This window comes from Ramlibacter monticola (assembly GCF_016722785.1).
Lineage (GTDB): Bacteria > Pseudomonadota > Gammaproteobacteria > Burkholderiales > Burkholderiaceae_C > Ramlibacter > Ramlibacter monticola.
Genome location: NZ_JAEQNE010000013.1, coordinates 17,563 through 43,405 on the forward strand (window position 1 = coordinate 17,563; position 25,843 = coordinate 43,405).

The window sequence follows — 25,843 nt, forward strand, 5'->3', positions numbered from 1 at the left end:
CGCCCGCGGGACCCCGCCTCAGTCCGCCTTGGCGCCGGAGAACTGGACGATCTTGGCCCACTTCTCCGTTTCCATCTTGTGGATGGCCCAGAACTGCTCCGGCGTGCCGGCGATGGGTACGCCGCCCAGGTCGGCCAGCTTGGCCTTCATGCCCGGGTCCGCCAGGGCCGCGTTCACTTCGCGGTTGAGGCGCTGCACCGCGGCGGCCGGCGTGCCCTTGGGCACGGCGATGCCGAACCAGGCGCTGGCCTCGTAGCCGGGCACGGTTTCGGCGACCGTGGGCACGTCGAGCGCGGGCGAGCGCTGGGCGCTGGTCACGGCCAGCGCACGCACGGAGCCGCCGCGGATGTGGCCGATGATGGAGGGCATGTTGTCGAACAGCACGTCCACCTGGCCGCCGATCAGGTCGGTGGTGGCCGGGCCCGCGCCCTTGTAGGGCACGTGCTTCATGTCGATGCCGGTCATGAACTTGAACATCTCGCCCGACAGGTGCACGGAAGTGCCGGAGCCGGACGAAGCCATGTTGACCTTGCCGGGGTTCTTCTTCGCGTACTCGATGAATTCCGCGACGGTCCTGGCGGGGAAGTTCTTCGTGACCGTCATCACGTTGGGCACGCGGACGATCCCGGCCACGGGTTGCATGTCCTCCAGGAAATTGAAGGGCAGCTTGGGATAGAGGCTCGCGTTGATCGCGTTGGCCGGGTTGACCAGGAAGATCGTGTAGCCGTCGGGCGCGGAGCGCACCGCCATCTCGGTGCCGATGTTGTTGCCCCCGCCCGCCTTGTTCTCCACCACCACCTGCTGGTTCAGGTGCTGCGACAGCCACTGGCTCATCAGGCGCGCCAGCAGGTCGGTCGTGCCACCGGGCGGGTAGGGCACGATGAACTTGACGGGCTTGCTGGGGTAGTCGGACTGGGCGGAGGCCGGCAGGGCGAACAGGCAGCCCAGCAGGGCCAGCCCGGTGAACAACCTCGAGATCAGACGCATCGCGGCTCCTGTTTAGGGAAGCCGGCAGGCTACAGGGGCGCGCGAGCCAGCGTCAATCGGGACAGGCTCCAATGAAAAAGGGGCGCCGCAGCGCCCCCAACCCACACTCACCCCAGAGGCAGGAGAACCTTTTACTTCCCGATGGACACGGCCTGCGCGAAGATGATCTTGTCGAAGGTCCGGTTCAGCGACTTCGCCGTGAAGTTGCTCATCTGCGTGCCGCCCGACCACTGCACCTTGTCCCCGGCCTTCATGGGCGTTTCCATGGCGGCCACCCAGACGGTCTTGCCGCCGCCCTGGTCCACCTCGATGTAGCTGTAGCCGCCGGCGTTGGTCACGGTCTTGACCGTGCCGCGCGCGGACGGGTCGCCCGCAGCCGCGGGACCGGCGCCCGCTGCGGCGGCGGCCATCTCGTCGGCGCTCAGCGCCGGCTGGCCGTTCGGAAACTTGCCGTGCGGCGCCACGGCCACCGCGGCCTGGCCCACCGGCGCCCAGCGGTCCACGAACAGGATCTCCTGGAAGGTGCGGCCCAGCGACTTGGCCTGGAAGTCGCGCATCAGGCCGTAGTTGCCCCACTCCACTTCGGCGCCCGGCTTGACGTCGATCTGCGAGCCGGCGATCCAGACCTTCTGGCCGGACGCCATCTGGACCTGCGCGTAGGTGTAGCCGCCGCCGTTGGCCAGCTCCAGCACCTTGCCGCGGTTATGCGACGGGCTGGGCGCGCCGGCCGGGCCGGAGCTGCCGCCGAAGATGTCGACGGACTGGCCCTTGGCGGCCGGAGCGGCGGGAGCGGGCGCGGCGGCCGTCTTTTCCGCCACCGGGGCAGCGGGCGCGGTGGGCGCGGGCGCGGCGGCAGCGGCGGGCGCTTCCGCGGGGGCGGTCACCGGAGCGGCCGCCGCCGGCGCGGCGGCAGGAGCGGGCGCGGCCGGGGCGGCGGGCGGGGCTTCTTGCTTCGAGCAGCCCAGCAGGACCAGGACAGCGGCGACGGTGACGAGGGGACGGAACACGGAATCTCCTTGAGGGCAGGCGAACCGCGCCTGCGGTTGGACCCGAATTCTGGGCGGGGGCCGGCGGTCGTCAGTTGATCTGCCTCAGTCCGTCCCGCCTTTGCCGCCGCGGCCGCGCGGGCCGCCGGCTCAGGGTTCCGCCGGGCATTCCGGCGCCCCGCTTGGCGCAAGAATGCGCCCTGCTCAGGGCCCATCCGGCCCGCGGAGGCTTGCGGGAATGACCTGGTCGATCCTGGCGCGCGACGAGGCAGGGTACCTCGGGGTGGCGATCGCCAGCCGCTTCTTCGCGGTCGGCGCGCTCACCGTCCACATCCGCCGCGGCGTCGGCGCGCTGGCCACCCAGGCCCTGATGAATCCGCTCTACGGCCCGCAGGGCATGGACCTGCTGGCCGCCGGCCGCAGCCCGGCCGACGCGATCGCGATGCTGACCTCGGTCGATCCGGGCCGCGACCAGCGCCAGCTGCACATCCTCCCCCTCCAGGGGCGGCCGGCGGCCTGGACCGGCGAGGCCTGCATCGAATGGTGCGGGCACCGTGCGGGCGAGGACTTCAGCGTCGCCGGCAACATGCTGGCCGGCCCGCGCGTGATCGAGGCCACTGCGGAAGCCTACGTCGACCGCCGCGGACTCCCCCTGGCCGAGCGCCTGCTCGCCGCCCTCGCGGCCGGCGAGGCCGCGGGCGGCGACAAGCGCGGCAAGCAGGCCGCGGCGCTGCGCGTCGTCGCCGACGAGGACTACGCGCAACTGGACCTCCGCGTCGACGACCACGAGGAGCCGGTGCAGGAGCTGCAGCGGCTCTATCGCAAGAGTCTGGAGCGCGCGCAGCCCTTCTGGGCCTGCCTCCCCGGCCGGCACGACCCCGCCGGCATCCTCGACCGCGCCGTGATCGAGGCGCGCATCGAGCAGTTCCAGCGCGAGCGCGGAGGCACGGCCTGATGGCGCTGCTGGAAGTCCACGAACTGCGCACCGAATTCGACACCGACGAGGGCCGCTTCCCCGCCGTGGACGGCGTCTCCTTCGGCGTGGACGCGGGCCGCACGCTGGCCATCGTGGGCGAATCGGGCTGCGGCAAGAGCGTCACGGCGCTGTCGCTGATGGGCCTGGTGCCGGACCCGCCCGGCCGCATCGCGGGCGGCTCGATCCGCTTCGAGGGCCGCGAGCTGGTCGGCGCGCCCAGGCGCGAGCTGCTGGACCTGCGCGGCAACGGCATGGCGATGATCTTCCAGGAGCCCATGAGCTCGCTGAATCCGGCCTTCACCATCGGCGAGCAGATCGTCGAGGCGCTGCAGCGGCACCGCCCCATGCCGCGCGCCGCCGCCGAGGCCCGCGCGATCGAGGTGCTGCGGCAGGTCCGCATCCCGGCGGCGGAGCAGCGCTTCCACGAATACCCGCACAAGCTGTCCGGCGGCATGCGGCAGCGCGCGATGATCGCGATGGCGCTCTCGTGCGAGCCGCGGCTGCTGATCGCGGACGAGCCCACCACGGCGCTCGATGTCACGATCCAGGCGCAGATCCTGCAATTGATGGCGAGCCTGCAGGCCGAGACCGGCATGGCGCTGATCCTGATCACGCACGACCTCGGGGTGGTCGCGGAGGTGGCCGACGAGGTCGCGGTGATGTATTCCGGCCGCATCGTCGAGCGCGCGCCGGCGCGGACGCTGTTCGAGGAGCCGCAGCATCCCTACACCGTCGGCCTGCTCGGCTCGATCCCGCGGCTGGACCTGGCGCGCGAGTGGCTGGCCTCCATCGAGGGCCAGGTGCCCGACCCGCAGCAACGGCCGCGCGGCTGCCACTTCGCCGCGCGCTGTCCCTTCGCGATCGCGCGCTGCCAGGCGGAGGCGCCGCCGCTGGCGGAGGTCGGGGCGCAGCACCGGTCCGCGTGCTGGCGCGCGCCGCTCGATCCCGACGTGCTGGCGCCGGAGGCATCGGAACCGGTGGCCGCGACATGAGCGACGCGCCGCCGCCGCTGCTGCAGGCCGAGGGGCTCGTGAAGCACTTCCCGGTGCGTCGCGGCCTGTTCGGGCGCGTAAGCGGGCTGGTCCGCGCGGTGGACGGCGTGGACCTGCGGCTCGCCGCCGGCGAGACGCTGGGGGTGGTCGGCGAGTCGGGATGCGGCAAGTCCACCCTCGGCCGGCTGCTGCTGCGCCTGCTCGAGCCCACCGGCGGGCGCGTGCTGTTCGACGGCCAGGACATGGCGCGGCTCTCCGCCGCGCAACTGCGTTCGCAGCGACGCGCCATGCAGATCGTCTTCCAGGACCCCTATTCCTCGCTCAACCCGCGCATGACCGTGGGCCAGGCGCTCGCCGAGCCCCTGCGCCTGCACGGCCTGCATGCGGGCGCCGAAGCGGACCGCATCGCGCAGCTGCTGCGCACCGTGGGGCTCGCGCCCGGGCACGCGCAGCGCTATCCGCACGAGTTCTCGGGCGGCCAGCGGCAGCGCATCGGCATCGCGCGGGCGCTCGCGGTGGAGCCGAAGCTGATCGTCTGCGACGAGGCGGTCTCGGCCCTCGACGTGTCGGTGCAGGCGCAGGTCGTGAACCTGCTGCGGGACCTGCAGCGGCGTTTCGGCCTCGCCTACGTCTTCATCGCGCACGACCTCGCGGTGGTCAAGCACATCGCCACCCGCGTGGTGGTGATGTACCTGGGGCGCGTCGTCGAGACGGCGGAAAAGGACGCCTTGTTCGCCGCGCCCCGCCATCCCTACACGCAGGCGCTGCTCGCGGCCATCCCGCGGCCCGAGCCGCAGGCGCGGCGCGATCGCGTCGTGCCGGGCGGCGACGTGCCGAGCCCGCTGCACCCGCCCGCGGGCTGCCACTTCCACACCCGCTGCCCGCACGCGCAGCCGGTGTGCGCACAGCAGGTTCCGGCGCTGGAAGCGAGCGCCGACGGCCATGCCGCCGCCTGCCACTTCTGGCGCGAACTGCAGGGCCGTCCTGCGCCCGTGCAGGCGATCGCGTGGGCGCCGGCCCACCGGCGCCTGGAGCGGCTGCAGGCGGCCTTCCGCGCGCCGGACACCCTCGCGCCGAATTCCTGATCCACCCTCGGAGAGCCCACCATGCATTGCATCCCACGATCCTTGTTGCGGCCCCTGACCCTCGTCGTGCTGGGCGCCGCCGCCCTGGCCGCGCAGGCCCAGACGACCCTGCGGGTCGGCCTGGCCGAAGACCCCGACGCGCTCGATCCCTCGCTGGCGCGCACCTTCGTCGGGCGCGTGGTGTTCGCCGCCCTGTGCGACAAGCTGTTCGACATCGACGAGAAGCTGAACATCGTGCCGCAGCTCGCCACCGGCTACGAGTGGTCCGCCGACGGCAAGGCGCTGACGCTGAAGCTGCGCCCCGGCGTCACCTTCCACGACGGCGAGAAGTTCGACGCCGCGGCGGTGAAGTTCAACATCGAGCGCCACAAGAACATCCCGGGCTCGAACCGGCGCGGCGAGCTCGCGCCGGTTTCCGGCGTGGACGTGGTCGATCCCCTGACGGCGCGGCTGAACCTCTCGGCGCCTTTCTCTCCGCTGCTCGCGCAGCTCACCGACCGGGCCGGCATGATGGTCTCGCCCAAGGCGGCGCAGGCCGCGGGCGACAAGTTCGCCAGCCATCCGGTGTGCTCGGGCCCCTACAAGTTCGTCGAGCGGGTGCCGCAGGACCGCATCGTGCTGGAGCGCTATCCGAACTACTGGAACAAGGGGACGATCGCGATCGACCGGGTGACCTACGTGCCGATCCCGGACGCCACCGTGCGGCTGGCCAACCTGCGCTCGGGGCAGCTCGATTTCATCGAGCGCGTGGCGCCGAGCGACATGGAGAAGATCGTCACGGAGAAGAAGTTCAAGACGGCCAGCATCACGGAGATCGGCTACCAGGGCATCACCATCAACGTCGGCAAGAGCGACAAGGCAAAGAACAACCCGCTGGGGCGCGACCCGCGCGTGCGCGAGGCCTTCGAGCTGGCGCTGGACCGGCAGGGCCTGGTGCAGGTGGTGATGGACAACGAGGCCATCGTCGGCAACCAGTGGGTGCCGCCCACCAACGGCTTCTATGCGAAGAACATGGCGATCCCCAAGCGCGACGTCAACCGCGCCAAGGCGCTGCTGAAGGAAGCCGGCGTTCCCAATCCCAGTTTCACGCTGCTCACGCCCACTACCTCCGACGCGCAGCGCATCGCGCTGGTGGTGCAGGCGATGACGCGCGAGGCCGGCTTCGACGTCAAGATCCAGGCGGCGGAATTCGCGACTTCGCTGAACATGGCCGACAAGGGCGACTTCGAGGCCTACGTGCTGGCGTGGAGCGGGCGGCCCGACCCGGACGGCAATCTCTACAGCTTCCACGCCTGCAACCAGCCGCTCAATTACGCCGGCTACTGCGACGCCGAGACCGACCGGCTGATCAAGGCCTCGCGCGAGGTGCGCGACGTGAACGAGCGCAGGAAGCTGTTCGAGCAGGTCGCCGCGCGGGTGCTGAAGGCGCGGCCGATCGTCTACGTGTACCACCGCAAGTGGCTGTGGGCCTACAACCCGAAGCTGGCCGGCGTGCGCAGCATCCCGGACGGGCTGCTGCGGGTGCAGGGGCTGAAGATGGGCAACGGGGCATGAGCGCGCCGGGCCGCCCCAAGCGCGAATACCGGAGTGCGCAGCACGAAGGTGCTCCAGTGACCGCGGATCGCCGCTGAATGTTCGACTACCTGGTCAAGCGCATCGCCACCCTCCTGCCGACGCTCGTCCTGGTGTCGATGCTGATCTTCGGCCTGCAGCAGCTCCTTCCCGGCGATCCCGCCAAGATCCTCGCCGGCGAGGAGCAGGACCCGGCCGTGGTGGCCTACCTGCGCCAGAAGATGCACCTGGACGAGCCGCTGCCGGTGCGCTACGCCTACTGGGTCGGCGGCGTGCTGCGCGGCGACCTCGGGGAGTCGATCCGCAACCAGCAGCCGGTGCTGTCGCTGGTCGCGCAGAAGCTGCCGGTGACGCTGCAGCTCGCCGCCATGGCGATGGGCATCGCGCTGCTGATCGGCGTCCCCGCCGGCATCGTGGCGGCGGTGGGACGCGGCACCGCCTGGGACTGGGCCGCCAACATCTTCGCGCTCTGGGGCATCTCGACGCCCAACTTCTGGCTCGGCATCCTGCTGATCCTGCTGTTCGCGGTGAACCTCGGCTGGCTGCCGGCCTCCGGCTACGTGAGCCCCTTCGAGGACCTGGCGGCGAACCTGCGGGCCATGGTCATGCCGGCCTTCGTCCTCGGCAACGCGATCGCCGCCGTGCTGATGCGGCATACCCGCAGCGCGATGCTGCAGGTGCTCTCCGCCGACTACGTGCGCACGGCCCGCGCCAAGGGCCTCGACGAACGAACCGTGGTCCTGAAGCACGCGCTGCGCAACGCGCTCACGCCGGTGATCACGCTCGGCGCGCTGGAACTCGGCACGCTGCTCTCGGGCGCCGTGCTCACGGAACAGGTCTTCACGATCCCCGGCTTCGGCAAGCTGATCGTCGACGCGGTGTTCAACCGCGACTACGCGGTCGTGCAGGGCGTGGTGCTGGTCACCGCCACGGCCTACATGCTGCTGAACCTGCTCGCCGACCTGGCCTACTTCGCGGTCAACCCGCGCCTGCGGCACTAGAGGCCCGGCGTGGCGGCCGTCCTCCCCCTCCCCACTCCCGAAGCCGTCGCGCCCCCCGCCGGCCCCTGGCGCCGCGCGTGGCGGCGGCTGCTGCGCCGCCGTGCCGCCCTGCTGGGGCTCGCCGTGGTGTTCGGCTTCGTCCTGCTGGCGGTATTCGCGCCCTGGGTCTCGCCGCAGGACCCGATCGCCACCAGCTGGGGCGCGATCCGCAAGCCGCCCTCGGCGGAGCACTGGTTCGGCACCGACGAGATCGGCCGCGACGTGCTGGCGCGCGTCATCTGGGGCACCCGCGCCTCGCTGCTGGCGGGCGTGGTGTCGGTCTCGATCTCGCTGCTGATCGGCGTGCCGGTCGGCATGGCCGCCGGCTTCCTCGGCGGCTGGGTCGACGGGGTGATCTCCCGCATCACCGACGCCTTCCTCGCCTGCCCCTTCCTGATCCTCGCCATCGCGCTGGCGGCCTTCCTCGGCCCCAGCCTCACCAATGCGATGGTGGCGATCGGCATTTCCGCCGCACCGATCTTCGTGCGGCTCACACGCGGGCAGGTGCTGGCCGTCAAGGTGGAAGACTACGTGGAGGCGGCCCGGGCGGTCGGCAACCCGCCGCTGCGCATCGCGCTGCGCCACATCCTGCCGAACATCACCGCGCCGCTGATGGTGCAGGCCACGCTGGCGATTGCCGCGGCGGTGATCGCGGAAGCAAGCCTGTCCTTCCTCGGCCTCGGGCAGCAACCGCCCGCACCGAGTTGGGGCAGCATGCTCAATACTGCCAAGAATTTCATGGACAACGCGCCCTGGATGGCGATCTGGCCGGGACTTTCGATCTTCCTGCTGGTACTGGCCTTCAACCTGCTCGGCGACGGCTTAAGGGATGCTTTCGACCCACGTCAGCGTTAACACCAGTTGACGTCCCTCATCCGTAAGGCATTCCCAGCCATTTAGACTGGCACTCGAACTGAGAGAGAACAAAGAAGTGCCGTCTTCCCGCGTCCTGCACCCTGGCCTGCGCCAGAAGATCATGTCCGCCGAACAGGCGGCTGCCCTCATCCAGAACGGCGACCACGTCGGCATGAGCGGCTTCACGAGCTCCGGCTATCCCAAGGCAGTACCTCCCGCCCTGGCCCGCCAGATCGAGGCCGCCAACGCCGGCGGAGAGACCTTCCGCATCGGCGTCTGGACCGGCGCGTCCACCGCGCCCGAGCTCGATGGCGCACTGGCCAAGGTGGGCGGCATCGAACTGCGCCTGCCCTACCAGTCCGACCCGACCTGCCGCGCCCGCATCAACGCCGGCGACATGGAGTACATCGACATCCACCTGTCCCATGTGGCGCAGTTCGTGTGGTTCGGCTTCCTCGGCAAGCTCAACGTGGCCCTGGTCGAAGTCGCCGGCGTGCTGGAAGACGGGCGGCTGATCGCCGCTTCCTCGCTGGGCAACAACAAGACCTGGCTGGACCTGGCCGACAAGGTGATCCTGGAGGTCAACAGCGCGCACCCGCTCGGCCTCGCGGGCATGCACGACATCTACTACGGCACCGCGCTGCCGCCGCACCGCCGCCCGATCCCCGTGCTGCATCCCAGCAGCCGCATCGGCGATGCCTACCTGCATGTCGACCCCGCCAAGGTGGTCGCCATCGTCGAGACCAACGAGCCGGACCGCAATCCCACCTTCACGGCGCCCGACCAGGCTTCCGAGCGGATCGCCGAGCACATCCTGGACTTCATCGACCACGAAGTGGCGCGGGGCCGCCTGCCGCGCGAACTGCTGCCGATCCAGTCCGGCGTGGGCAACACCGCCAACGCGGTGCTGAGCGGCCTCGACAAAGGCCCCTACAAGGGCCTCACCGCGTACACCGAGGTGCTGCAGGACGGCATGCTGGAGATGCTCAAGTCCGGCACGCTCGGCTTTGCCTCGTCCACCGCGCTGTCGCTCAGCGACGAAGGCATGCGCGAGTTCCTGGGCAACCTCGACTTCTACCGCGAGCGCATCCTGCTGCGGCCGCAGGAGATCTCCAACCACCCCGAGGTGATCCGGCGGCTGGGCGTGATCTCCATGAACGGGATGATCGAAGCCGACATCTATGGCAACGTCAACTCGACCCACCTGATGGGCACGCGGATCATGAACGGCATCGGGGGCTCCGGCGACTTCGCGCGCAACGCCTACCTGTCGATCTTCATGACCGCCTCGACGGCCAAGAACGGCGCGATCTCCTGCATCGTGCCGATGGCCAGCCACGTGGACCACACCGAGCACGACGTGCAGGTGGTCGTCACCGAGCAGGGCCTGGCGGACCTGCGCGGGCTCGCCCCGCGCCAGCGCGCGAAGGTGATCATCGAGCGCTGCGCCCACCCGAGCTACCGCGCCGCGCTGGCCGATTACCAGGAGCGCGCCCAGGCGCTGGCCCGCAGCGGCCGCGCCGGCCTGCACACGCCCCACCTCCTGCGCGAGGCGCTGGCCTGGCACGAGCGCTACGAGGCCAACGGGAACATGCTGCCAGGGTGATCGTCGCGCCCGCGCGACGCGCGCGGGCCGTTCTGGGATAGTGGCGCGGTGGAACCCACCACCCCCGCGCGCCGCTGGATCGTGCCCCTGGTGGGGCTGGGCGCGCTCACCTGGACCCTGAACACCTGGCTGCCGACGGCCACGCTGTCCCCCGCCGCCCTGGAGCGGCAGGACCTGCTGCGCGGCACCTGGCTGCGCGAGTACAGCGAAAACGGCGTGCAGGTGCGCCGCGTGCTCGAACTCGAACCGGGCGGCGCCTTCCACGAGAGCGTGCGCATCGCCGATCCCGCCGGGCGCGTCACGCGCCTGGAGCACGAGGGCACCTGGCTGTACGACGGCACCAACCTCAAGCGAAAGTACACGTCGATGAATGGCGAGCCGCCCTCGCGCCTGAAGGCGCCTTTCGCGACCTTCGAAGTGGCCTTCCAGACCCGCAACGATTTCGTCGGCGTCGACCACGTGCACGGGGTCCGGGTGGAGTACCGGCGCGTCCCCGGGGACACCCTGCCCTGAGCCCCGGCGTGGAAAGCGTCACGCCCGGGGGTGCCGAAGCCGCTTCCATTTGCGCTTTCGCAATACCCGGCAGGCGGGGAGGCGGTACTTTTCCGGGCGGATAGGAGCCAATTTCATGAGTGCGTTCGTCTGGGAAGACAAGTACAGCCTGCATATCGCCGAGATCGACCGGCAGCACCAGAAGCTGTTCGCCCTCTTCAACGAGCTGTATGACGCCATGCAGCAGGGTCACGGCAGCGAAGTGATCGACAAGGTGCTGACCAGCGTGGTGGACTACACCGCGTACCACTTCGCCTTCGAGGAAAAGCTGCTGAAGGAAGCCGGCTACCGGGAGGAGGCCGCGCACCGCGCCGAGCACGGCAAGCTGGCCGAGCAGGCCAAGCTGCTGGCGCAGCGGCTCAAGTCCGCCGGCGACGATCCCACCGTGGTGATCGCCACGCTCAAGTTCCTGGGCGACTGGCTGGCCCGCCACATCCTGGTGTCGGACAAGAGCTTCGCGCCCTTCCTGATCGCGCGCGGCGTGCACTGAGCATGTCCTGCATCCGGCCGCCTGGCACGCGCCCCGAGACGGCCGCGGCAGCACGGCGCCAGCGTCACGGAAGTGACGGCAACCTGAGTAGCCGCCCCGCTGGCGATGCGCTGGCGCCGTTGCTACGATCCCCGCGGTAGCGTCGCCATGGAAGAACCCATCCTGTTCCTCGACCCCGAGGTCAAGCCGCCCGACTATCGCGTCCCGCGCGGCCGCAGCGGCGTGGGCGCCCAGTCCGCGCTGGAAACGCTGCTGAGCGACCTGGAACGCATCCGCAAGGCCAGGGACGCCTACACCCAGCTCTTCCGCGGCATCGAAGACGCCGTCACCCGCCACTGAACGGCCGGGATTCAGGCGTCATCGACCCCCGCGAAGGTCAGCTCGATCGTCACCCCGCAGGGATCCTTGCAGAACAGCTGGTGCAGGCCCAGCTGCGGCACCACCTGCTCGCGGTAGATCAGGCCGTGGGCGCGCAGGCGCGAACGCACGCCGGACAGGTCGCTTGCATTGAAGGCCACGTGGTCGACCGCGGCGCCGCCGTGGTCCCCGGCCTCGCCGACGATCAGGTGGACGGCCGCGTGCTCCGGCGTGTCGCCGCCGCAATAGAGCCAGGCGCCGGGAAAGTCGAACGGCGGCCGCCAGCCCTCGCGCAGCCCGAGGACCTCGGTGTAGAAACGCACGGTGTCGCGCAGAGCGGTCGTGCGCACGGTGAAGTGCGCGAGCCTCTGGATGGCCATGGGTCCCCTCCTGGAAAGTCGAGGCGCACAGCTTAGGCGCTTGCGCCTCCCCGGGAAACCCCCCGCCGGCACGCCCCGGCCCCTTCCCATAATGGCCTCCCTCGCGGGAGCACACCATGCACCAGCCGGATCCGCCTTCCCGTCCCCGCCGCCGGCTGCTGCTGGGCCTCGGTGGCGCCGCCGCGCTGGCCGGCTGCGCGCAGCAGCCCGCGGCGCCCGAACCGCAGGCGCGCGTGCGGGTGAAGGTCTTCCCCGGCGCGCAGAACCTCGGGCTCTTCGCCGCCGCGCAGCAGGGTTTCTTCACGCGCCGGCATCTCGACGTGGACCTGCAGTTCACGCAGAACTCGGTGGAGTTGCGCACCGGACTGGCCACCGGCGCCTTCGACATCGCGCATGCCGCGGTGGACAACGCGGTGGCCATGCGCGACCCGGGCGGGCAGGACGTGGTGATCGTCTCCGGCGGCGACAACAGCATGAACGAGCTGTTCGTGCAGCCCGAGATCACGTCCATTGCGCAGCTGCGCGGCAGGACGCTGATCGTCGACGCGCCCAACACCGCCTACGCGCTGCAGGCCCGCAAGATCCTGAAGGACCGCGGTCTTCTGCCCGGCGACTACGTCGTCAAGGAGGTGGGCGGCACCTTCCAGCGCATCCGCGCGATGCAGCAGGACAAGTCGAACGCCGCCTCGATGCTGAACCCCCCGTTTTCGCTGCAGGCGCTGGCGAGCGGGCTGCGCAGCCTGGGCAAGGTCTCGGACCTGCTCGGCCCCTACCAGGCTTCGGGCGCGTTCGCGATGCGGCCCTGGGCGCAGGCGAACGGCAGCGTGGTGGAGCGCTACCTCGCGGCCTGGATCGAGGGCACGCGCTGGGGCCTCGCCCCGGCGAATCGCGAGCCGGCGATCGCCCTGCTGGCCCAGCGCCTGCAGCTGGAGCGGCCGCTGGCCGAAGCCACGTACGCGGTGCTGGGCACGGGGCTGGCGCGCGACGTCGCCTTCGACGCGCCGGGCTTCGCGCGCCTGCTGGCGATCCGCGCCGAGATGGAAGGGCAGTGGGGCGGCCAGCCGCCGCCGCCGGAGCGCTTCGTCGACCTGCAGTGGTACCGTCGCGCGCTGCGGCGCGTGGCCTGAACTACGGGATCGCGGCCGCCTTGAGGGCCTGCGCCTCGGCCTTCACCGCGTCGAATTCGGCGCGGGCGCTGGCGATCTCCTCCGGCGTCGCGCGCGCCGCGTTGCAGTAGTCGCGCTTCCACTCGCTGCTCTCGCTCCAGCGCAGGGGCGACTGCAGCGTGGTGCGCGGGCGCGTCGCGCCCGTGAGCAGGTCCAGCGCGAGCTCCAGCGTCTGCCGCTGCGAGGCGGGGTCGTGCGGCCGGCCCGCACCGTTGCCGAGCGGAAAATCGGAGAACAGGAAGCGCGGCACGCCGACGTGCTCCACGATGTCCTTGGCGCAGCCCATCACCACCGTGGCGATCCCCGCCGCTTCGAGTCCGCGGGCCGCAAGCGCCAGCGTCTGGTGGCACACCGGGCAGTTCGGCACCAGCAGGGCCGCATCGACGCCGTCCTCCCGGCAGCGCTGCACGATCAGCGGCACGTCGGCCTCCAGCGTGCGCCGCTGGCTGCGGTTGGTGGGCGCGCCGTGGAAGCGGCGCGCCAGGCGCAGGCGCCCCTCGCCCGCGAGCTCGCGCAGCAGCGGCAGCGGGAACCAGCAGCGGCTGTCCTCCATCGAGGTGTGCCTGCGGTCGATCGCCACGTGGGCGATGCGCAGGTCGTGGTCCTGCGCGGTGTCGCCGGCGTAGGGCACGAAGAACTTGACCGCGGCGTTGAGGGGCGCGCCCGGGCCCTGCGGACCCTTGCCCGGCTGGTAGGGCGCGGCGGTGGTGACCAGCGTCACCACCATGTCCGCCAGCGGCTTGCGCGGCGGCTGGAAGGGCACCTCCTCGAAGTGCGCGTAGCGGTAGGGGTTGCCGTAGCCGAGCGCGAGATACCAGTCGCGCGTGCGCTCGATGTAGTGGATCGGTGCGTCGTCCATCGCGGGCCTCCCGCAGCGCGTGCTGCGCAGTCCTTATAGCGCAGGTCCGGCGGTGCCACACTGGAAGGCTTGCAAGCCGCCCAAGCCCTCCTGCTGGCCGCCCTGCGCAACGCGCCGCGCCGCTATCGCCTGCCGCCGCTGCCGGCCGGCGTCGAGGCTGCGCGCGCCGCGGGCGTGGAAGCCGCTCTGGCGTTCGCGATCGAGGCCGGGCGCCTCGGCCAGCACGGTGGCCGCGGCGCGCCCGAGGCCGTGCGCGATCTCTTCACCTCGGCACTCGCCGCCTTCATCCGGGAAGCGATGGCCCCGCAGGGCGGCGACCCGTCCTTCCAGGCGCTGGTGCTGCAGGCCGGCGCCGCGGAGGTGCGCGAGTTCGCGCAGCTCTCTGCCGGGTCCGCGGCCGACCGCCGCGCCGTACGCAGCATGACCGATGCGATCGCGCATCCGGGCAAGACGCGGCGGCTCCCGCCCGGCTCCGCGCGGGTGGCGCTGGAACGGCTGCACGCGCTGGCGGACTCCGGCGCCTGGGCCGAGCTCGACGACGCCTTGCGCGCCGGACCGCACGAGGCGATCGCCCGCGGCCCGGCGCTGCAGCGCCTGCTGCGGGGCGAGGCGCTGCGGCAGGGCGAGGCCGTGCGGCGCTACCTGGCCTTGTGCGCGCAGCGCGGTCCCGGCGCCGGAAGCCCGGCCGCGGCGGCCCGGGGCCGCAGCGCCGCGCGGGCCGGCGACGACGCGGAGCGGGCCACTGTCGAGGCCTTCGAAATCCTCGTGCGGCTGCTGCAGGCGCGGTTGCCGGGTGCGTACCGCGTGCTGCGCAGCCTGCGCCCGCCCTCGGGCTTTCCCGGCGAGCGCGGCAAGGCCAAGGACGAGTGGGATGTGGCCATCGTGTGCGAAGCGGCGGCAGGCAGCGCCGACCTCCTCCTGCTCGCCGAAGTGAAGGCCTCGCCGGCCGCCGCCAGCTCGGACTTCGCGCGCCTGCATCGCGGCCTGCAGCGGCTGGCGCAGGCGGAGGCGGGCCGTGACTACGCCTTCGCCATCGAGGGCGGCGGGACGGCGCGCCTGGCCGGAGCCTCGCTGCGGGCGCTGCAGCCCGCCGCGGGCGCGCTGCCGGAGCACGTGGTCTATTGCTGCACGGCGCCGCCGGAGCCCCGACCGCAACTGCTGGCGGCGGCCAGCAAGGCCATGCTGGCGGCGGAGCCCGCGAGCCTCGCCTACGCGCAGCGGCTCGCGCGGGGCGCGGCCACGGACGACGAGGAGCTGCGGCCGGTGTGGGACGCCCTCCTGCACGCGCCGCGCCTGCGCGCCACCCTGCACCAGGACGCCACGGCGCGCCTCGTGCGCGAGGCGATGCTGCATCCGGCCGACCTCGTGGCCAGCTTCGCGGGCGCCTGAGTCAGGTCCTCACCACGGCGGCCAGGTCCCAGGTGCCGCTGGGCTCGTCGAGCCGCAGCACGTAAGGGCCTTCCGCGGTGTCGACCTTCCACCAGCGCTGGGTCTCGCCGTACCAGCGGTCGACGACCGCGCTCACCTCCACGCGGCGCGCGCCGAACCAGACGACGTGCGGCTCCGGAGCCCCGCCCACACCGGGTTCGCATTCCACGTGGAGGACCATGGGTGGATGATGGCGGCGAAGGCGCCCCGGGGACAAGGCCTTTCGCTGCCGCCCGCGTGGTGGCAAGCTTGCCCGCCATGGAACCGCTCCACACCCTCCGCGCCGGCGTCCTCGAGGTCGCCATCCACCAGAGCGGGCCGGCCGACGGCCCGCCGGTGTTCCTGATGCACGGTTTCCCCTACGACATCCACGCCTACGCCGAGGTCTCGCCGCTGCTGGCGCAGGCCGGTTGCCGCGTCGTCGTGCCCTACCTGCGCGGCTTCGGTCCCACGCGCTTCCTGAGCCCGGCCACGCCGCGCTCGGGCGAGCAGGCCGCGCTCGGCGCCGACCTGCTGGCGCTGCTGGACGCGCTGCGCGTGCCGCGCGCCGTGCTGGCGGGCTACGACTGGGGCGGGCGAGCCGCCTGCGTGGTGGCGGCGCTGTGGCCCGATCGCTGCGCCGGGCTGGTCTCCTACAACAGCTACAACCTCCAGCACATCGCGCGCGCCATGGAGCCGGACACGCCGGCCAACGAGCACCGGCTCTGGTACCAGTACTACTTCCATTCGGAGCGCGGCCGCGCGGGCCTGGCGCAGCACCGGCGCGCCCTGACGCGGCTGCTGTGGCAGCTGTGGTCCCCCTCCTGGCGGTTCGACGACGCCAGCTTCGAGCGCTCGGCCGCCGCCTTCGACAACCCCGACTTCGTCGAGGTGGTGATCCATTCGTACCGGCACCGCTTCGGCCTCGTGCCGGGCGATCCTGCCTATGCGGCGATCGAGCGGCAGCTCGCGGCGCAGCCGCCGATCGCGGTGCCCACCATCAGCTTCGACGGCGGCGACGACGGCGTGCGGGAGCCGGCCCCGGCCGAGGCGTTCGCGCACCGCTTCACCGGGGCGCGCTCGCATCGCATCGTTCCGGGCGTCGGGCACAACATGCCGCAGGAGGTGCCGCGCGTGTTCGCGGATGCCGTGCTGGAACTGGTGCGCAGCAGCCGCTAGTGGTCCGGCTTGAGGACCTGCTCGGCGAAGGTGCGGGTCTGGCCGATCCGGTAGGGCTGGCCGCCCAGCACGGGAAAGGGCGGGCAGGCGTGCGCGGCCGCGAAGGTCCAGGCGTGGCGCGCATCCGGCTCGGTGTCCAGCGACGCGTCCCACATCCAGCCGATGCGCTCGGCGATCACCTCGCCGGTGGCGGTGTCCACCGCCATGAGGCGGCTGCCGGCGATCCAGTGGTCGCGGTCCTCGCGGGACGAGAGGTCCTCCCAGGTGATGCCGTAGCGCGGCAGTTCGGTCGCGGGCGAGCGCAGCACGGGCAGCACGCCGCCCTCGTCCCGCGTGCCGCCGCCCAGCTCGAAGCGGGTGTAGCCGACGCCATCCTCGTTGGCCATCACCACATAGCGGTAGCCCATCGCGCTCGTCGCGGTGGACTCCACCCGGCCCGAGCCGTTGCGGCCCCACAGGAAGCTGAGGGCGTAGCCGTCGCCGTTCAGGTCGTCGCCATAGGGATCGGTCATCGCGTACTGCTTGTAGACGGCGGTGGCCGGGGCGCGCCGCCTCATCAGCAGCACGCCTTCCACGCCGTCGACCGCGCGGTGGATCTGCACGCCGGCGCTGCGGCAGTGCGCCTCGAACAGGGTCCGGGCCTGCGCCTGCGCCGACCGGAAGAGGTGCTCCCGCCATCCCTCCCAGCCCAGCCCGAGCAACGGAAGCACCAGCACGCCCGCCAGCGCGGCCATGCGGTGGCTGCGCCGGGTCGGCAGCAGCCAGGCCAGCAGCAGCGCCAGCAGAAAGACCGCGGCCCCCAGCCAGCGCATGTCGCGCAGGATGGCAAGACCGATGTCCGGTTCAGGCACCGTGCTCTCCTCGCATGTTCGACAACCGCCGGGATGCTACCCAAGGCGCAACGCCCAGCCCGGAGCAGGGGCATGGGCCCTCGCGGGGAGGAGCTACCTCTCCTCGAGCTCGAAGCGCGTCCAGGCGTGCGCCAGGCTGTGGCGCAGCGAGGACTGGCGCTGCTCGTAGGCGGCCACTGGCTCCTCCAGCGTGGGCTCGACGCCCGCCAGCGTGGTCTCGAAGATGTCGTGGTAGTGCTTCAGGGCGTCGCGGGCCCCGCGGGTGCGCAGCGCGCGCAGGGCCGGGGTCAGCCGGGCGCGGCTCTCCCGCGTGCCGGCCGCGATGCAGTTGCGCATCTTCGCGCTGTCATCCGTCTCGACGCGCTCGTGCGGGCGCAGCCGGACCGAACGGCGGCACCGGTCCAGGGCCTGCCGCGTGTAGTTGCGGTAGCTGTCCACCACGACGTTGCAGCAGACCGGCAGGTCGTCCGCCGGCCCGTCGCCCCGTCCTGACGCCGGCAGGAACGCGAATGCAAGTGCGATCGCCGCGGTACGTCGGTTTTCTGACATGGGACTCTCCCTGAATCGGGCGAGCGTACCCGGCCGGAACTTGGGGCAGAACGAACGAAAGTGCCGCCGGCCCTGCAACGCGAAGTGAATCGCGTTGGGCCGCTGTAACGCGCCGGAGGGTGGCTAGGCCTTTGGTTCCTGGGAGCCTGGGTCCTGGGAGCCTGGCTCCTGCTCGCCGTCTCCGAACAGATCCCGCAGGGTCTTGCCGCCCTCCGGCGCGCCGGAGCCACGAGCGGCGCCCTTGGGATATTCCTCCGCGATGCGGTCCTCCCAATAGGTCGTGGGATTCGGCGCACTGCACAGGCGGCGGAACACTTCCTCCGGGACGTGCTTGTACGCGAGCACGGTCTTGTTTTCCCAGTGGAGCTCCAACTGGCGCGACGCCGGATCGTAGTCCGCCTTGCGGATGCGGCCGGTCGTGAACACTTTCGTCACCATGCCGAAGCTCCTGTCATCCAAATGCCGCCCGGCCGACTATTCCAGGCCGCGGCACCCACCGCCAATTGCGCCATGGTGCCGTTCGTAAGATGTAAACGGCACTTTGGTCCCTTGGGGAAGGCCAGGCGTCTGCGTACTATTTCTCACAAGACTCAATGGAGTGTGACATGCGACTGACCCTTTGTGATTGCGGCGTGGCCTACCTGGTCCGCCTGAACCGCTCCTTCTGGATGCGGTTCGTCCCCGGTCGTCGCCATTATTTCTGCGTGCGCTGCAAATCCCACCAACTGCTGTCAAGGTACGGCCTGCGCCGCGCCTTCCCGGCCCTGCCGAAGCAGATGGACATTTCCGCCACCGCGCCCGCGGCGCTGGAGCCCAGCGTCTCGCCCTCCGAACTTTTCGCCTCCAGCACGCGCTCGCCCGTGCGCACCCGCTGACGAACCTAGTCACCCGGAACGCACCGCATCCAGGGCCGCGCGAACTCCAGCTGCGCGGCCAGCCCCAACAAAAGTCCTTCGCTGCCCGCACGCCCGACGAAGTGGGCCCCTACCGGCAGTCCCGCGAGCGATCCGGCCGGCACGGAGATCGCGGGCAGGCCCGCGAAATTGGCGACGGCCGTGAACGGCGCGAAGGCGAGCGACGCGCGCAGGTTCGCCAGCCAGCCCCGCTCGGCCCAGCCCTCCGCCGCCGGGGCGGTCGTCGCCGTCGTCGGCGTCAGCAGCAGGTCGAAGCCTGCCAGCATCGCGTCCAGCCGTTCGCCCCAGTGCGTCCGCGCGCTGGGGCGCACCAGCCCCAGCGTGCGGACGATGCGCCCCGCGGCCACGTGCCGGCGCGTACGCGGCAACAGGCGCTCGGGATCCTTCAGAGCGGCGGCGTCGGCGGCTGCGCCCGCGAACCAGTGCGCAAACACGGACAGCGCCATGCCGGTTGGCGCGCGCAGGCGGAAGTTGTCGACGCGGTGGCCGAGGCCGCGCAGCACCTGCGCCAGTTCCTCCAGCACGGCGGCCACGCCGGGTTCGGTGCGCGCTCCCGCCACCGGGCTCGCGGTGGCCAGCGCGATGCGCAGCGAGGGTGGCGACGCCGGGGTGGCGAGCCCGGGACGCCCCGCCAGCACGCTCGCCATCAGCGCCGCGTCGGCGGCGCTCGCGGCCAGCACGCCGTTGCAGGACAGGCCGAACCAGGAGCCCTGGCCGATGTCCGCGGGCACGACTCCGTCGCCCGGCTTCCAGCCGACCACGCCGCAGGCCGCGGCGGGCACGCGGATGGACCCGAGCCCGTCGCTCCCGTGCGCGATGGGGACCAGCCCCGCGGCGACGGCCGCGGCGCTGCCGCCGGAAGACCCGCCCGCCGTGCGCGCGAGGTCCCATGGGTTGCGGGCGGTGCCCAGCGCACCGTCGGTGAAGGGCCAGAGGCACAGTTCCGGGACCCGGGTGAGCCCCAGCACGATCGCGCCGGCGGCTCGCAGCCGGTGCACCACCTCGTGGTCCACGGGGCTGGCGCGGTCCGAAGTGGCCGTCGAGCCCTCCCGCAAGGGTTCGCCGGCGACCGGCACGTTGTCCTTGATCGCCACCGGCACGCCGGCCAGCGGCAACGCGTCGCGGGCGGGGTGGGCGGCGAGCACGGCCGCCTCCCGCAGCGCCGCCTCGCCGCGGACGCGCTGGAAGGCGCCGATGCGCGGATCGCGCCGCGCGATCTGCTCCAGGTGCTGCCGCACCACGTCGACGGGGGAGATCGCGCCCTTGCGCACGGCCGCGGCGATCTCGCCGGCGGCCCAGCCGATCGTGCGCGAAGCCTGCGCCAGTTCGGCGAGGGCCATGGCGTTCCTCAGATCGCCACGTCGTGGTAACGCTGGACCTGGCAGGCGTAGGAGGATTCGCCTCCGTCGCAGGGCGACGGCGGTCTCTCGTAGGCAGGAAGTCCGGCGCAGCCCGCCAGTGCGGCAAGCAGCAAGGCACAGAGGGTCTTGGCCATGGTCACTCCTCCCAGCTGATGCGGAATGTAAGGCAGACCGAAATGCAATGACCAGCCCCGGATTTATCCCCAGCGCCAGAATGGTGCGTGTGAACTCGGTCACGCCGACTGTCCATTCCGTGTTGCGCCGATCCCCTATGGCCAACACAACGGCACCAATGGCATCTTGTCACCAACGAGCGTCACCGGTACAAAAGAAACGGAGGCCGTACAGATGTTCCACAGCAGACATACCCCCGACATCGCGATCCTGAAGCTGCTCGCCAGCCTGGTGGCCCTGGGCCTCCTCGCCTGCCTGTGGGCCGCCGCGACGATGGGCGTGGGCCGGCTGCTTCACAGCCCCCTGCTGGCGCTGGCGATGCTGCTGGTCCTGGCCGCCCTGGTCGCCGGCCTGCGCCGCCTGCTGCAGGAGATCGCCGACCGCCGCCGCTCGGACGACCTGCGGATGTCCGAGCTGACCACGCTCACCTTCCCGCCGGAGCCGCGCGTGCAGCGCACGCGCCCCGCGCAACTGCGCTGAGACTCACTGCACGAGGAGCTGGCAGAAGCGGGCGAGATCGACGTTCCCGCCGCTGACGATCACGCCCACGCGGGCGCCGCGCAATGCCTCCCGCCGCGCGCGCGCCGCCGCGAACCCGAGGCAACCCGTCGGCTCGAAGACCAGCTTCATGCGCTCCGCCGCGAAGCGCATGCACTCCACCAGTTCCGCATCGGAAGCCGTGAGGATGTCGTCCACGGCGTTGCGGATGATCGCGAACGTGAGCTCGCCGAGATGCGCCGTCTGCGCGCCGTCGGCGATGGTGCGCGGCGTCTCGATGTGGACGATGGCGCCGCTGCGGAACGACTGCTGGCCATCGTTGCCCGCCTCCGGCTCGACCCCGTAGAGCCTGCACTGCGGCGCCAGCGCGCGCGTGGCGAGCGCCGTGCCCGCGAGCAGGCCGCCGCCGCCGAGCGGAACGAACAGCGCGTCGAGCGGCCCCACCTCTTCCAGCAGTTCCTTCGCGGCCGTGCCCTGTCCGGCGATCACGTCCGCATGGTCGAACGGCGGCACCAGCGTGAGGCCGTGCTTGCGCGCGAGATCGCGGCCGATCTGCTCGCGGTCCTCCTTGTAGCGGTCGTAGAGCACCACGTTGCCCCCGTAGCCGCGCGTGGCGGCCACCTTCGCGGCCGGCGCATCGTTCGGCATCACGATCGTGGCGGGCATGCCGAGGATGCGCGCCGACAGCGCGATGGCCTGCGCATGGTTGCCCGACGAGAAGGTCACCACGCCGGCGCGCCGCTGCGCCGCATCGAAGCGCGACAGCGCGTTGAAGGCGCCGCGGAACTTGAACGCGCCCATGCGCTGCAGGTTCTCGCACTTGAAGTACACGCGCGCGCCCAGTTCGTCGTCGAGCGTGCGCGAGGCGAGGACGGGCGTGCGGTGCGCGTGGCCGCGGATGCGCTCGGCCGCGGCGAGCACGGCGTCGTAGTCGGGAAGGTTCATGGTTTGCAACAGCTAGGTCCTTGCATCCGGGGCGGGCGGGTCCATACTAGCGGCCCGATGTCGAAGGAGCTTGCGATGTGCTACCTCGTTCGTCAACAGCAGCCGGAAGCGGAAGCCGGGGGGGTGGCGCAGCAACCCCGGGGATTCGACGCCACGCGGCCGCGCTGGGCCGGCGCCGCCGCCCTCACCCTGCTCGGCGGCCTGGCCGTCGCGGCGGCCCTGGTGACCACGCCTTCGATGGCGCCGCAGTTGCAGGGCGCGCGGGAATCGGGTGCCGTGCTGCCCGTCGCGGCCCAGAGCCCTTCGCGGACCACCACCGGGGGTGGCGCAGTCGAGCAGACTTCGCTGCCGATGGACGACGGAGTGCCCTCCAGCGGCACCGATGTCGTGAAGGCCGGCGCGGGGCACTGCCACCACGGACTGTGAGCGCGGGCAGCGCGGGCTGCCCTTTACGTTGCACCGGAGGCGAGCTTCAGCGCGTGCCGGTGCGCACGCTGGCGGCCTTGGAATGGACCACGTGGGTGGCCCCGGTTGCCTGCACCTCGGACTCCTGGTCGTGCACGTGGAAGCGCCAGCCGGCCGCCAGCATCACGATCGTGAACAGCGCCATGTAGCGGTGCTCGTTCTTCTTGGTGCCGCTGAACAGCGCCCCGAGCAGCGCCAGGGCGCCGGCAACGAGCAGCAGTTTGACATCGGGATGCAGGTTGCTGAGGAACTCCATGGGGTACTCCGGGTGCGCAGGGGTGCACAGTACATGAGCTGGCGCCCACTGACCAGTTCCAGCTCCCAGGCGGCGCCCCGAGTGTGGCGGCGGCGGCACGTCGACCCGCGAATTTCCTCTTAACAGTCGCCGGGCTCCTGCAGTAGAAGGAGCCCAGGATCCGCGGCCGCGCCAAGGCGCCGCCGGAAAGGGGAAGCGGCCATGGGCAGCGTCGAACGCGAACGGCGGCACCGCGCCAGCCTAGAGCAGATCAACCGCGTGCAGCTCGTCGTCGGGCGCGGCGATCGCATGCGCGTGGACCACGAAGGCACGCTGCTGGAGCGCGCCCGCATGCTGGCCCAGGAGATCCGCTCGCACGAGGCGACGGAGCAGGGGCTGGCGGCCTTCGACCGGCTGCTGCGCCGGGCGGAGGAGCACGACGCGCGCCACGGCCGCGACATCCTCGTCTTCGTCGCGGCCGTCTGGAGCAACCGGCCGTTGCCGCTCCACACGCTGCGCGGGCTCGACGCCGACGTCGGCGACGACATGCTCGCCGTCCTCGATGCGTTTCGTTACGCGCGACTGGACCTGGTCGAGTCCGTGGAGGGTGGCCCGCGGCGCGTCGCGCGGCTGGTGAACGAGGCCCGGCTCTCGAGAGCCTAGTCGCCCGCCCGGCGCGCCGGGTCGAACACCGGCAGCAGTTGCCCGTCCTTGGCGGCGCCGCTGCCGCGGCCCTGCAGCGTGAATTCCGCCCTCAGGCGATCGGCTCCATGTCGCGCTCGAGCGCTTCGCGCACCAGGGCCTTGAACTCGGGCCAGAAGGGCAGGTCGGATCCCATGTAGCGCTGCGTCATGAGGGCCACGGCCACGCGGCGCGAAGGCCAGATCCACCACTTCGTCCCCGCGAGCCCGCCCCACTGCAGGTCGCCGGGCATGCTGGTCGGGTCCGCGCCGGAAGCTTCCACCGTGACCGAGGCCGCGAAGCTGTGGCCGCGGCCGATCGTGCGCGGCATGTTCGGGAAGCCGATCCACAGGCCGGGCGCCAGCTGGTTGTCGAAGACGGAGGGCAGCGACTCGGGCGCGAGCAGCGGCGCGCCGCCATTCGCCAGCACGCCGAGCAGCTTCGCGAAGTCGCCGAGGCTGGCCACCAGGCCGCCGCCCGCATTCAGCCGCGGCACCGGCTGCAGGTAGGCGCCGTCGTAAGGCAGGTGGTCGGCCGGGCGCAGGGCCCGCCGCGAGGGCTCGCGCAGGTCGCCGATGTACATGCGCGCGAGCCGCGCCTGCTTGCCGGGCGGCACGAAGAAGAAGGTGTCGTGCAGATCCAGCGGCTCGAACACATGGCGCTGCAGGTGCCGGTCCAGCGGCTCCCCGCTGGCCACCTCGATCACCCGGCCCAAGACGTCCGTGGCCACCGAGTAGTTCCAGTCCGCCCCGGGCCGGAACAGCAGCGGCAGCTGGCCGAGCGCTTCCATCATCTGCGCGAGCGACAAGCCCGGATCGGCCATGCCCGCCGCCATGTACGCCTTCGCGAGCGGCGTATCGGGATGCAGGAAGGCGTAGGTGAAGCCCGCGGTGTGCGTGAGCAGGTGGCGCAGCCGCACCGGCTCGGGCAACGGCTGCGTGTCATCGAGCGCAAGCGCGCCCGGGCGCAAGGCCCGCAGCGCGCGCAGCGCGGGGATGTACTCGCCGACCGGGTCGTCCAGGCCGATGCGGCCCTGCGCCACCAGCCGCAGCGCGGCGCAGCTCGTGACCAGCTTGGTGTTGGAGAAGACGCGGAACAGGTGGTCCTCGCGCAGCGGGACCTGCGCCTCGCGGTCGGCCCAGCCCAGGCAATTGCGCGCGACGAGTTCGGTGCCGCACAGCACCGCGTACGAGACGCCGGGCAGTTCCCCGTCGTCGACGCGCTGCCGCAGGGCGGCGTCGACGCGCGTGAAATCGGGCAGGCCGGCTCGCATCAGGCCAGCGGCGGCTGCGCGATGGGAAGCAGCCGTTCGAGCGCGCTCGCCACCCGCAGGATCACGGCCTCGCCGTCCGGCGGGCCGACGATCTGCAGTCCGATCGGCAGGCCCTGGCGGTCGAGGCCCACCGGGAAGGAGGCGGCGGGATGCCCGGTGAGGTTGAAGGGATAGGTGAAGAAGGACCAGTCGACCGCATTGCTCCCGGCGTGTCCCGACGGGGCGTCGATCCCCACGGGGAGGGCCGTGACGGGCAGGGTGGGCGTGACCAGCACGTCCACCGTGCGGAACACCGCGTCGGCCTGGACGCGCGTTTCCTCCTGCAGCGCGGTGAGCTCCTCCTCGCGCGGGGCCGCGAAGGCCTGCTGGTCCGCCACCGCGCGCCGCAGCGGCGGGTCGACCAGCGCCAGCCGCTCCGGGGTGGGCGCGAGTTCCGCCAGCCGCTGGCCGATGCGGCCGTAGAAGAGGCGGCTCCAGGCCGGCGCGGGATCGCGCGCGAACGGCGGGTCCATGGTCCGCACGCGCGCGCCCTCCGCCTCGAGTTGCGCGACGGCCTGCCGGCAGGCCTCCACCACGTCGGAATCGGCGCTCCCGTAACCGAAGGACGGGCACCAGCCGATGCGCAGGCCGGCGATGCCGAGGCCGAGGCTCGCCAGGTAGTCGGGCACCGGCAAGCGCAGCGAAGCCTCGTCGCGTGCGTCGTGGCCGGCGATCACCGACAGCACGAGCGCCGCATCATGCACGCTGTGCGTGATCGGCCCGACATGCGCCAGCGCCGGCGCCGCCGAGGGCGGCCAAACGGGCACCCGGCCGAAGCGCGCCTTGATGCCGAACACGCCGCAGAAGCTGGCCGGGATGCGGATGGAGCCGCCGCCGTCGGTGCCCAGGGCCACCGGCAGCATGCGGGCAGCGACCTGGGCCGCCGCGCCGGCGCTGGAGCCGCCGGGGGTGCGCTCGAGGTTCCACGGGTTGCGCGTGATGCCGGTCAAGGGCGAGTCGCCGACCGCCTTGGATCCGAGCTCGCTGGTGGTGCTCTTGCCGACGATGCAGGCGCCGGCATGGCGCAGGCGCTCGACCGAGGGCGCATCGTGCGGCGCGACGTTGTCGGCCAGCAGCCTGGAACCGAAGGTCTGGCGCACGCCGCCGACGGCGATCAGGTCCTTGACGCTGACCGGCACGCCCGCCAGCGGGCCGGGATCGCGCGCGCCCGCGATCAGCCGGTCGACGTGGTGGGCGGCCTGCAGCGCCGCATCGGCGGTGAGGGTGGCGAAGGTGTTGAGGCGCGGCTCCAGCCGCTCGATGCGATCGAGGAAGGCGTGCATCACCGCGACGGCGGTGATCTCGCGCCTGCGCACCGCCGCCGCGATCTCGGACGCGCCGGCATGCGTCACGCGGGACAGGTCCATCG

Annotated in this window: 31 protein-coding genes; 17 read left to right on the forward strand and 14 right to left on the reverse strand. The window is 71.8% G+C overall.

Features of this window, described 5'->3' with window-relative positions; genetic code table 11:
* Positions 1 to 18: 18 nt before the first annotated feature.
* Positions 19 to 987: a Bug family tripartite tricarboxylate transporter substrate binding protein gene (locus JJ685_RS29065; RefSeq protein ID WP_201677889.1), complete on the reverse strand. Its 969-nt coding sequence runs from the start codon at positions 985 to 987 to the stop codon at positions 19 to 21.
* A 131-nt stretch (positions 988 to 1,118) separates the two neighbouring features.
* Positions 1,119 to 1,994, reverse strand: coding sequence for a hypothetical protein (locus JJ685_RS29070; protein WP_201677890.1), 876 nt, complete (start codon positions 1,992 to 1,994; stop codon positions 1,119 to 1,121).
* A 217-nt stretch (positions 1,995 to 2,211) separates the two neighbouring features.
* Here JJ685_RS29070 and JJ685_RS30005 point away from each other — a divergent pair, with 217 nt between their 5' ends.
* The 10 genes from JJ685_RS30005 to JJ685_RS29115 all read left to right on the forward strand — a co-directional run bounded on the left by JJ685_RS30005 (position 2,212) and on the right by JJ685_RS29115 (position 11,480).
* Positions 2,212 to 2,928: a DUF1028 domain-containing protein gene (locus tag JJ685_RS30005; protein ID WP_236599378.1), complete on the forward strand. Its 717-nt coding sequence runs from the start codon at positions 2,212 to 2,214 to the stop codon at positions 2,926 to 2,928.
* Positions 2,928 to 3,941: an ABC transporter ATP-binding protein gene (locus JJ685_RS29075; protein ID WP_236599379.1), complete on the forward strand. Its 1,014-nt coding sequence runs from the start codon at positions 2,928 to 2,930 to the stop codon at positions 3,939 to 3,941. Before JJ685_RS30005 ends, JJ685_RS29075 begins: the two co-directional genes overlap by 1 nt.
* Positions 3,938 to 5,026 (forward strand): ABC transporter ATP-binding protein, encoded by a 1,089-nt coding sequence (locus JJ685_RS29080; protein ID WP_201677892.1) that lies wholly within the window; start codon positions 3,938 to 3,940, stop codon positions 5,024 to 5,026. Before JJ685_RS29075 ends, JJ685_RS29080 begins: the two co-directional genes overlap by 4 nt.
* A 45-nt stretch (positions 5,027 to 5,071) precedes the next feature.
* Complete coding sequence (locus tag JJ685_RS29085; protein ID WP_236599380.1) at positions 5,072 to 6,580, forward strand: ABC transporter substrate-binding protein; 1,509 nt, start codon at positions 5,072 to 5,074, stop codon at positions 6,578 to 6,580.
* A 77-nt stretch (positions 6,581 to 6,657) separates the two neighbouring features.
* The gene (locus JJ685_RS29090; protein WP_201677894.1) at positions 6,658 to 7,599 is read left to right on the forward strand and encodes an ABC transporter permease; all 942 of its coding nucleotides are present in this window, start codon (positions 6,658 to 6,660) and stop codon (positions 7,597 to 7,599) included.
* Positions 7,600 to 7,608: 9 nt separating this feature from the next.
* Positions 7,609 to 8,493 carry an ABC transporter permease gene (locus JJ685_RS29095; protein ID WP_201677895.1) on the forward strand — a complete coding sequence of 295 codons (885 nt, stop codon included), beginning with the start codon at positions 7,609 to 7,611 and terminating at the stop codon, positions 8,491 to 8,493.
* A gap of 76 nt (positions 8,494 to 8,569) precedes the next feature.
* On the forward strand, positions 8,570 to 10,099 hold the full coding sequence (locus tag JJ685_RS29100; RefSeq protein WP_330901871.1) for an acetyl-CoA hydrolase/transferase family protein: 1,530 nt from the start codon (positions 8,570 to 8,572) through the stop codon (positions 10,097 to 10,099).
* A 48-nt stretch (positions 10,100 to 10,147) separates the two neighbouring features.
* On the forward strand, positions 10,148 to 10,612 hold the full coding sequence (locus tag JJ685_RS29105) for a hypothetical protein (protein WP_201677897.1): 465 nt from the start codon (positions 10,148 to 10,150) through the stop codon (positions 10,610 to 10,612).
* Positions 10,613 to 10,727: 115 nt separating this feature from the next.
* Positions 10,728 to 11,141, forward strand: coding sequence for a bacteriohemerythrin (locus JJ685_RS29110; RefSeq protein WP_201677898.1), 414 nt, complete (start codon positions 10,728 to 10,730; stop codon positions 11,139 to 11,141).
* A gap of 147 nt (positions 11,142 to 11,288) precedes the next feature.
* Positions 11,289 to 11,480, forward strand: coding sequence for a hypothetical protein (locus tag JJ685_RS29115; RefSeq protein WP_201677899.1), 192 nt, complete (start codon positions 11,289 to 11,291; stop codon positions 11,478 to 11,480).
* Between the two features lie 11 nt (positions 11,481 to 11,491).
* Here JJ685_RS29115 and JJ685_RS29120 read toward each other — a convergent pair whose 3' ends face one another.
* A complete protein-coding gene (locus JJ685_RS29120) occupies positions 11,492 to 11,878 on the reverse strand; it encodes a VOC family protein (RefSeq protein ID WP_201677900.1) in 387 nt (128 codons plus the stop codon).
* 116 nt (positions 11,879 to 11,994) lie between these two features.
* On the opposite strand from JJ685_RS29120, the gene JJ685_RS29125 reads away from it, so the two are divergent.
* Positions 11,995 to 13,005, forward strand: a complete 1,011-nt coding sequence (locus tag JJ685_RS29125) for an ABC transporter substrate-binding protein (RefSeq protein WP_201677901.1) — start codon at positions 11,995 to 11,997, stop codon at positions 13,003 to 13,005.
* Position 13,006: 1 nt separating this feature from the next.
* Here the strand turns inward: JJ685_RS29125 and JJ685_RS29130 are convergent, their stop codons facing one another.
* On the reverse strand, positions 13,007 to 13,903 hold the full coding sequence (locus tag JJ685_RS29130; RefSeq protein WP_201677902.1) for a reductase: 897 nt from the start codon (positions 13,901 to 13,903) through the stop codon (positions 13,007 to 13,009).
* Between the two features lie 69 nt (positions 13,904 to 13,972).
* On the opposite strand from JJ685_RS29130, the gene JJ685_RS29135 reads away from it, so the two are divergent.
* On the forward strand, positions 13,973 to 15,292 hold the full coding sequence (locus JJ685_RS29135; protein ID WP_236599381.1) for a hypothetical protein: 1,320 nt from the start codon (positions 13,973 to 13,975) through the stop codon (positions 15,290 to 15,292).
* 1 nt (position 15,293) lies between these two features.
* Here the strand turns inward: JJ685_RS29135 and JJ685_RS29140 are convergent, their stop codons facing one another.
* Complete coding sequence (locus JJ685_RS29140; RefSeq protein WP_201677903.1) at positions 15,294 to 15,512, reverse strand: hypothetical protein; 219 nt, start codon at positions 15,510 to 15,512, stop codon at positions 15,294 to 15,296.
* Positions 15,513 to 15,580: 68 nt separating this feature from the next.
* Here JJ685_RS29140 and JJ685_RS29145 point away from each other — a divergent pair, with 68 nt between their 5' ends.
* Positions 15,581 to 16,489 carry an alpha/beta fold hydrolase gene (locus JJ685_RS29145; RefSeq protein WP_201677904.1) on the forward strand — a complete coding sequence of 303 codons (909 nt, stop codon included), beginning with the start codon at positions 15,581 to 15,583 and terminating at the stop codon, positions 16,487 to 16,489.
* Here JJ685_RS29145 and JJ685_RS29150 read toward each other — a convergent pair.
* The 3 genes from JJ685_RS29150 to JJ685_RS29160 all read right to left on the reverse strand — a co-directional run bounded on the left by JJ685_RS29150 (position 16,486) and on the right by JJ685_RS29160 (position 18,327).
* Entirely contained in the window at positions 16,486 to 17,340 is an 855-nt protein-coding gene (locus JJ685_RS29150) for a hypothetical protein (protein ID WP_201677905.1), read from the reverse strand. The two genes, JJ685_RS29145 and JJ685_RS29150, sit on opposite strands and share 4 nt — an antisense overlap.
* Positions 17,341 to 17,433: 93 nt before the next feature.
* Positions 17,434 to 17,889, reverse strand: coding sequence for a hypothetical protein (locus tag JJ685_RS29155; RefSeq protein ID WP_201677906.1), 456 nt, complete (start codon positions 17,887 to 17,889; stop codon positions 17,434 to 17,436).
* A gap of 123 nt (positions 17,890 to 18,012) precedes the next feature.
* A complete protein-coding gene (locus tag JJ685_RS29160) occupies positions 18,013 to 18,327 on the reverse strand; it encodes a KTSC domain-containing protein (RefSeq protein WP_201677907.1) in 315 nt (104 codons plus the stop codon).
* Between the two features lie 167 nt (positions 18,328 to 18,494).
* Between JJ685_RS29160 and JJ685_RS29165 the strand changes: the two genes are divergently transcribed.
* Positions 18,495 to 18,764 carry a hypothetical protein gene (locus JJ685_RS29165; RefSeq protein WP_201677908.1) on the forward strand — a complete coding sequence of 90 codons (270 nt, stop codon included), beginning with the start codon at positions 18,495 to 18,497 and terminating at the stop codon, positions 18,762 to 18,764.
* A gap of 5 nt (positions 18,765 to 18,769) precedes the next feature.
* On the opposite strand, the gene JJ685_RS29170 is transcribed toward JJ685_RS29165, so the two are convergent.
* Both JJ685_RS29170 and JJ685_RS29175 read right to left on the reverse strand, forming a co-directional pair.
* On the reverse strand, positions 18,770 to 20,143 hold the full coding sequence (locus tag JJ685_RS29170; protein ID WP_201677909.1) for an amidase: 1,374 nt from the start codon (positions 20,141 to 20,143) through the stop codon (positions 18,770 to 18,772).
* Between the two features lie 8 nt (positions 20,144 to 20,151).
* On the reverse strand, positions 20,152 to 20,298 hold the full coding sequence (locus JJ685_RS29175) for a hypothetical protein (RefSeq protein ID WP_201677910.1): 147 nt from the start codon (positions 20,296 to 20,298) through the stop codon (positions 20,152 to 20,154).
* Between the two features lie 214 nt (positions 20,299 to 20,512).
* Between JJ685_RS29175 and JJ685_RS29180 the strand changes: the two genes are divergently transcribed.
* Positions 20,513 to 20,818: a hypothetical protein gene (locus JJ685_RS29180; RefSeq protein ID WP_201677911.1), complete on the forward strand. Its 306-nt coding sequence runs from the start codon at positions 20,513 to 20,515 to the stop codon at positions 20,816 to 20,818.
* Positions 20,819 to 20,821: 3 nt separating this feature from the next.
* Here the strand turns inward: JJ685_RS29180 and JJ685_RS29185 are convergent, their stop codons facing one another.
* Positions 20,822 to 21,781, reverse strand: coding sequence for a threo-3-hydroxy-L-aspartate ammonia-lyase (locus JJ685_RS29185; RefSeq protein ID WP_408015508.1), 960 nt, complete (start codon positions 21,779 to 21,781; stop codon positions 20,822 to 20,824).
* 75 nt (positions 21,782 to 21,856) lie between these two features.
* Between JJ685_RS29185 and JJ685_RS29190 the strand changes: the two genes are divergently transcribed.
* The gene (locus JJ685_RS29190) at positions 21,857 to 22,207 is read left to right on the forward strand and encodes a hypothetical protein (RefSeq protein ID WP_201677913.1); all 351 of its coding nucleotides are present in this window, start codon (positions 21,857 to 21,859) and stop codon (positions 22,205 to 22,207) included.
* Positions 22,208 to 22,253: 46 nt separating this feature from the next.
* Here the strand turns inward: JJ685_RS29190 and JJ685_RS29195 are convergent, their stop codons facing one another.
* Positions 22,254 to 22,502 (reverse strand): hypothetical protein, encoded by a 249-nt coding sequence (locus JJ685_RS29195; RefSeq protein WP_201677914.1) that lies wholly within the window; start codon positions 22,500 to 22,502, stop codon positions 22,254 to 22,256.
* A 201-nt stretch (positions 22,503 to 22,703) separates the two neighbouring features.
* On the opposite strand from JJ685_RS29195, the gene JJ685_RS29200 reads away from it, so the two are divergent.
* A complete protein-coding gene (locus JJ685_RS29200; RefSeq protein WP_201677915.1) occupies positions 22,704 to 23,144 on the forward strand; it encodes a DUF7673 family protein in 441 nt (146 codons plus the stop codon).
* 91 nt (positions 23,145 to 23,235) lie between these two features.
* Here JJ685_RS29200 and JJ685_RS29205 read toward each other — a convergent pair whose 3' ends face one another.
* Both JJ685_RS29205 and JJ685_RS29210 read right to left on the reverse strand, forming a co-directional pair.
* Positions 23,236 to 24,435: a serine hydrolase domain-containing protein gene (locus JJ685_RS29205; RefSeq protein WP_201677916.1), complete on the reverse strand. Its 1,200-nt coding sequence runs from the start codon at positions 24,433 to 24,435 to the stop codon at positions 23,236 to 23,238.
* The gene (locus JJ685_RS29210; protein WP_201677917.1) at positions 24,435 to 25,841 is read right to left on the reverse strand and encodes an amidase; all 1,407 of its coding nucleotides are present in this window, start codon (positions 25,839 to 25,841) and stop codon (positions 24,435 to 24,437) included. Before JJ685_RS29210 ends, JJ685_RS29205 begins: the two co-directional genes overlap by 1 nt.
* Between the last annotated feature and the right edge of the window lie 2 nt (positions 25,842 to 25,843).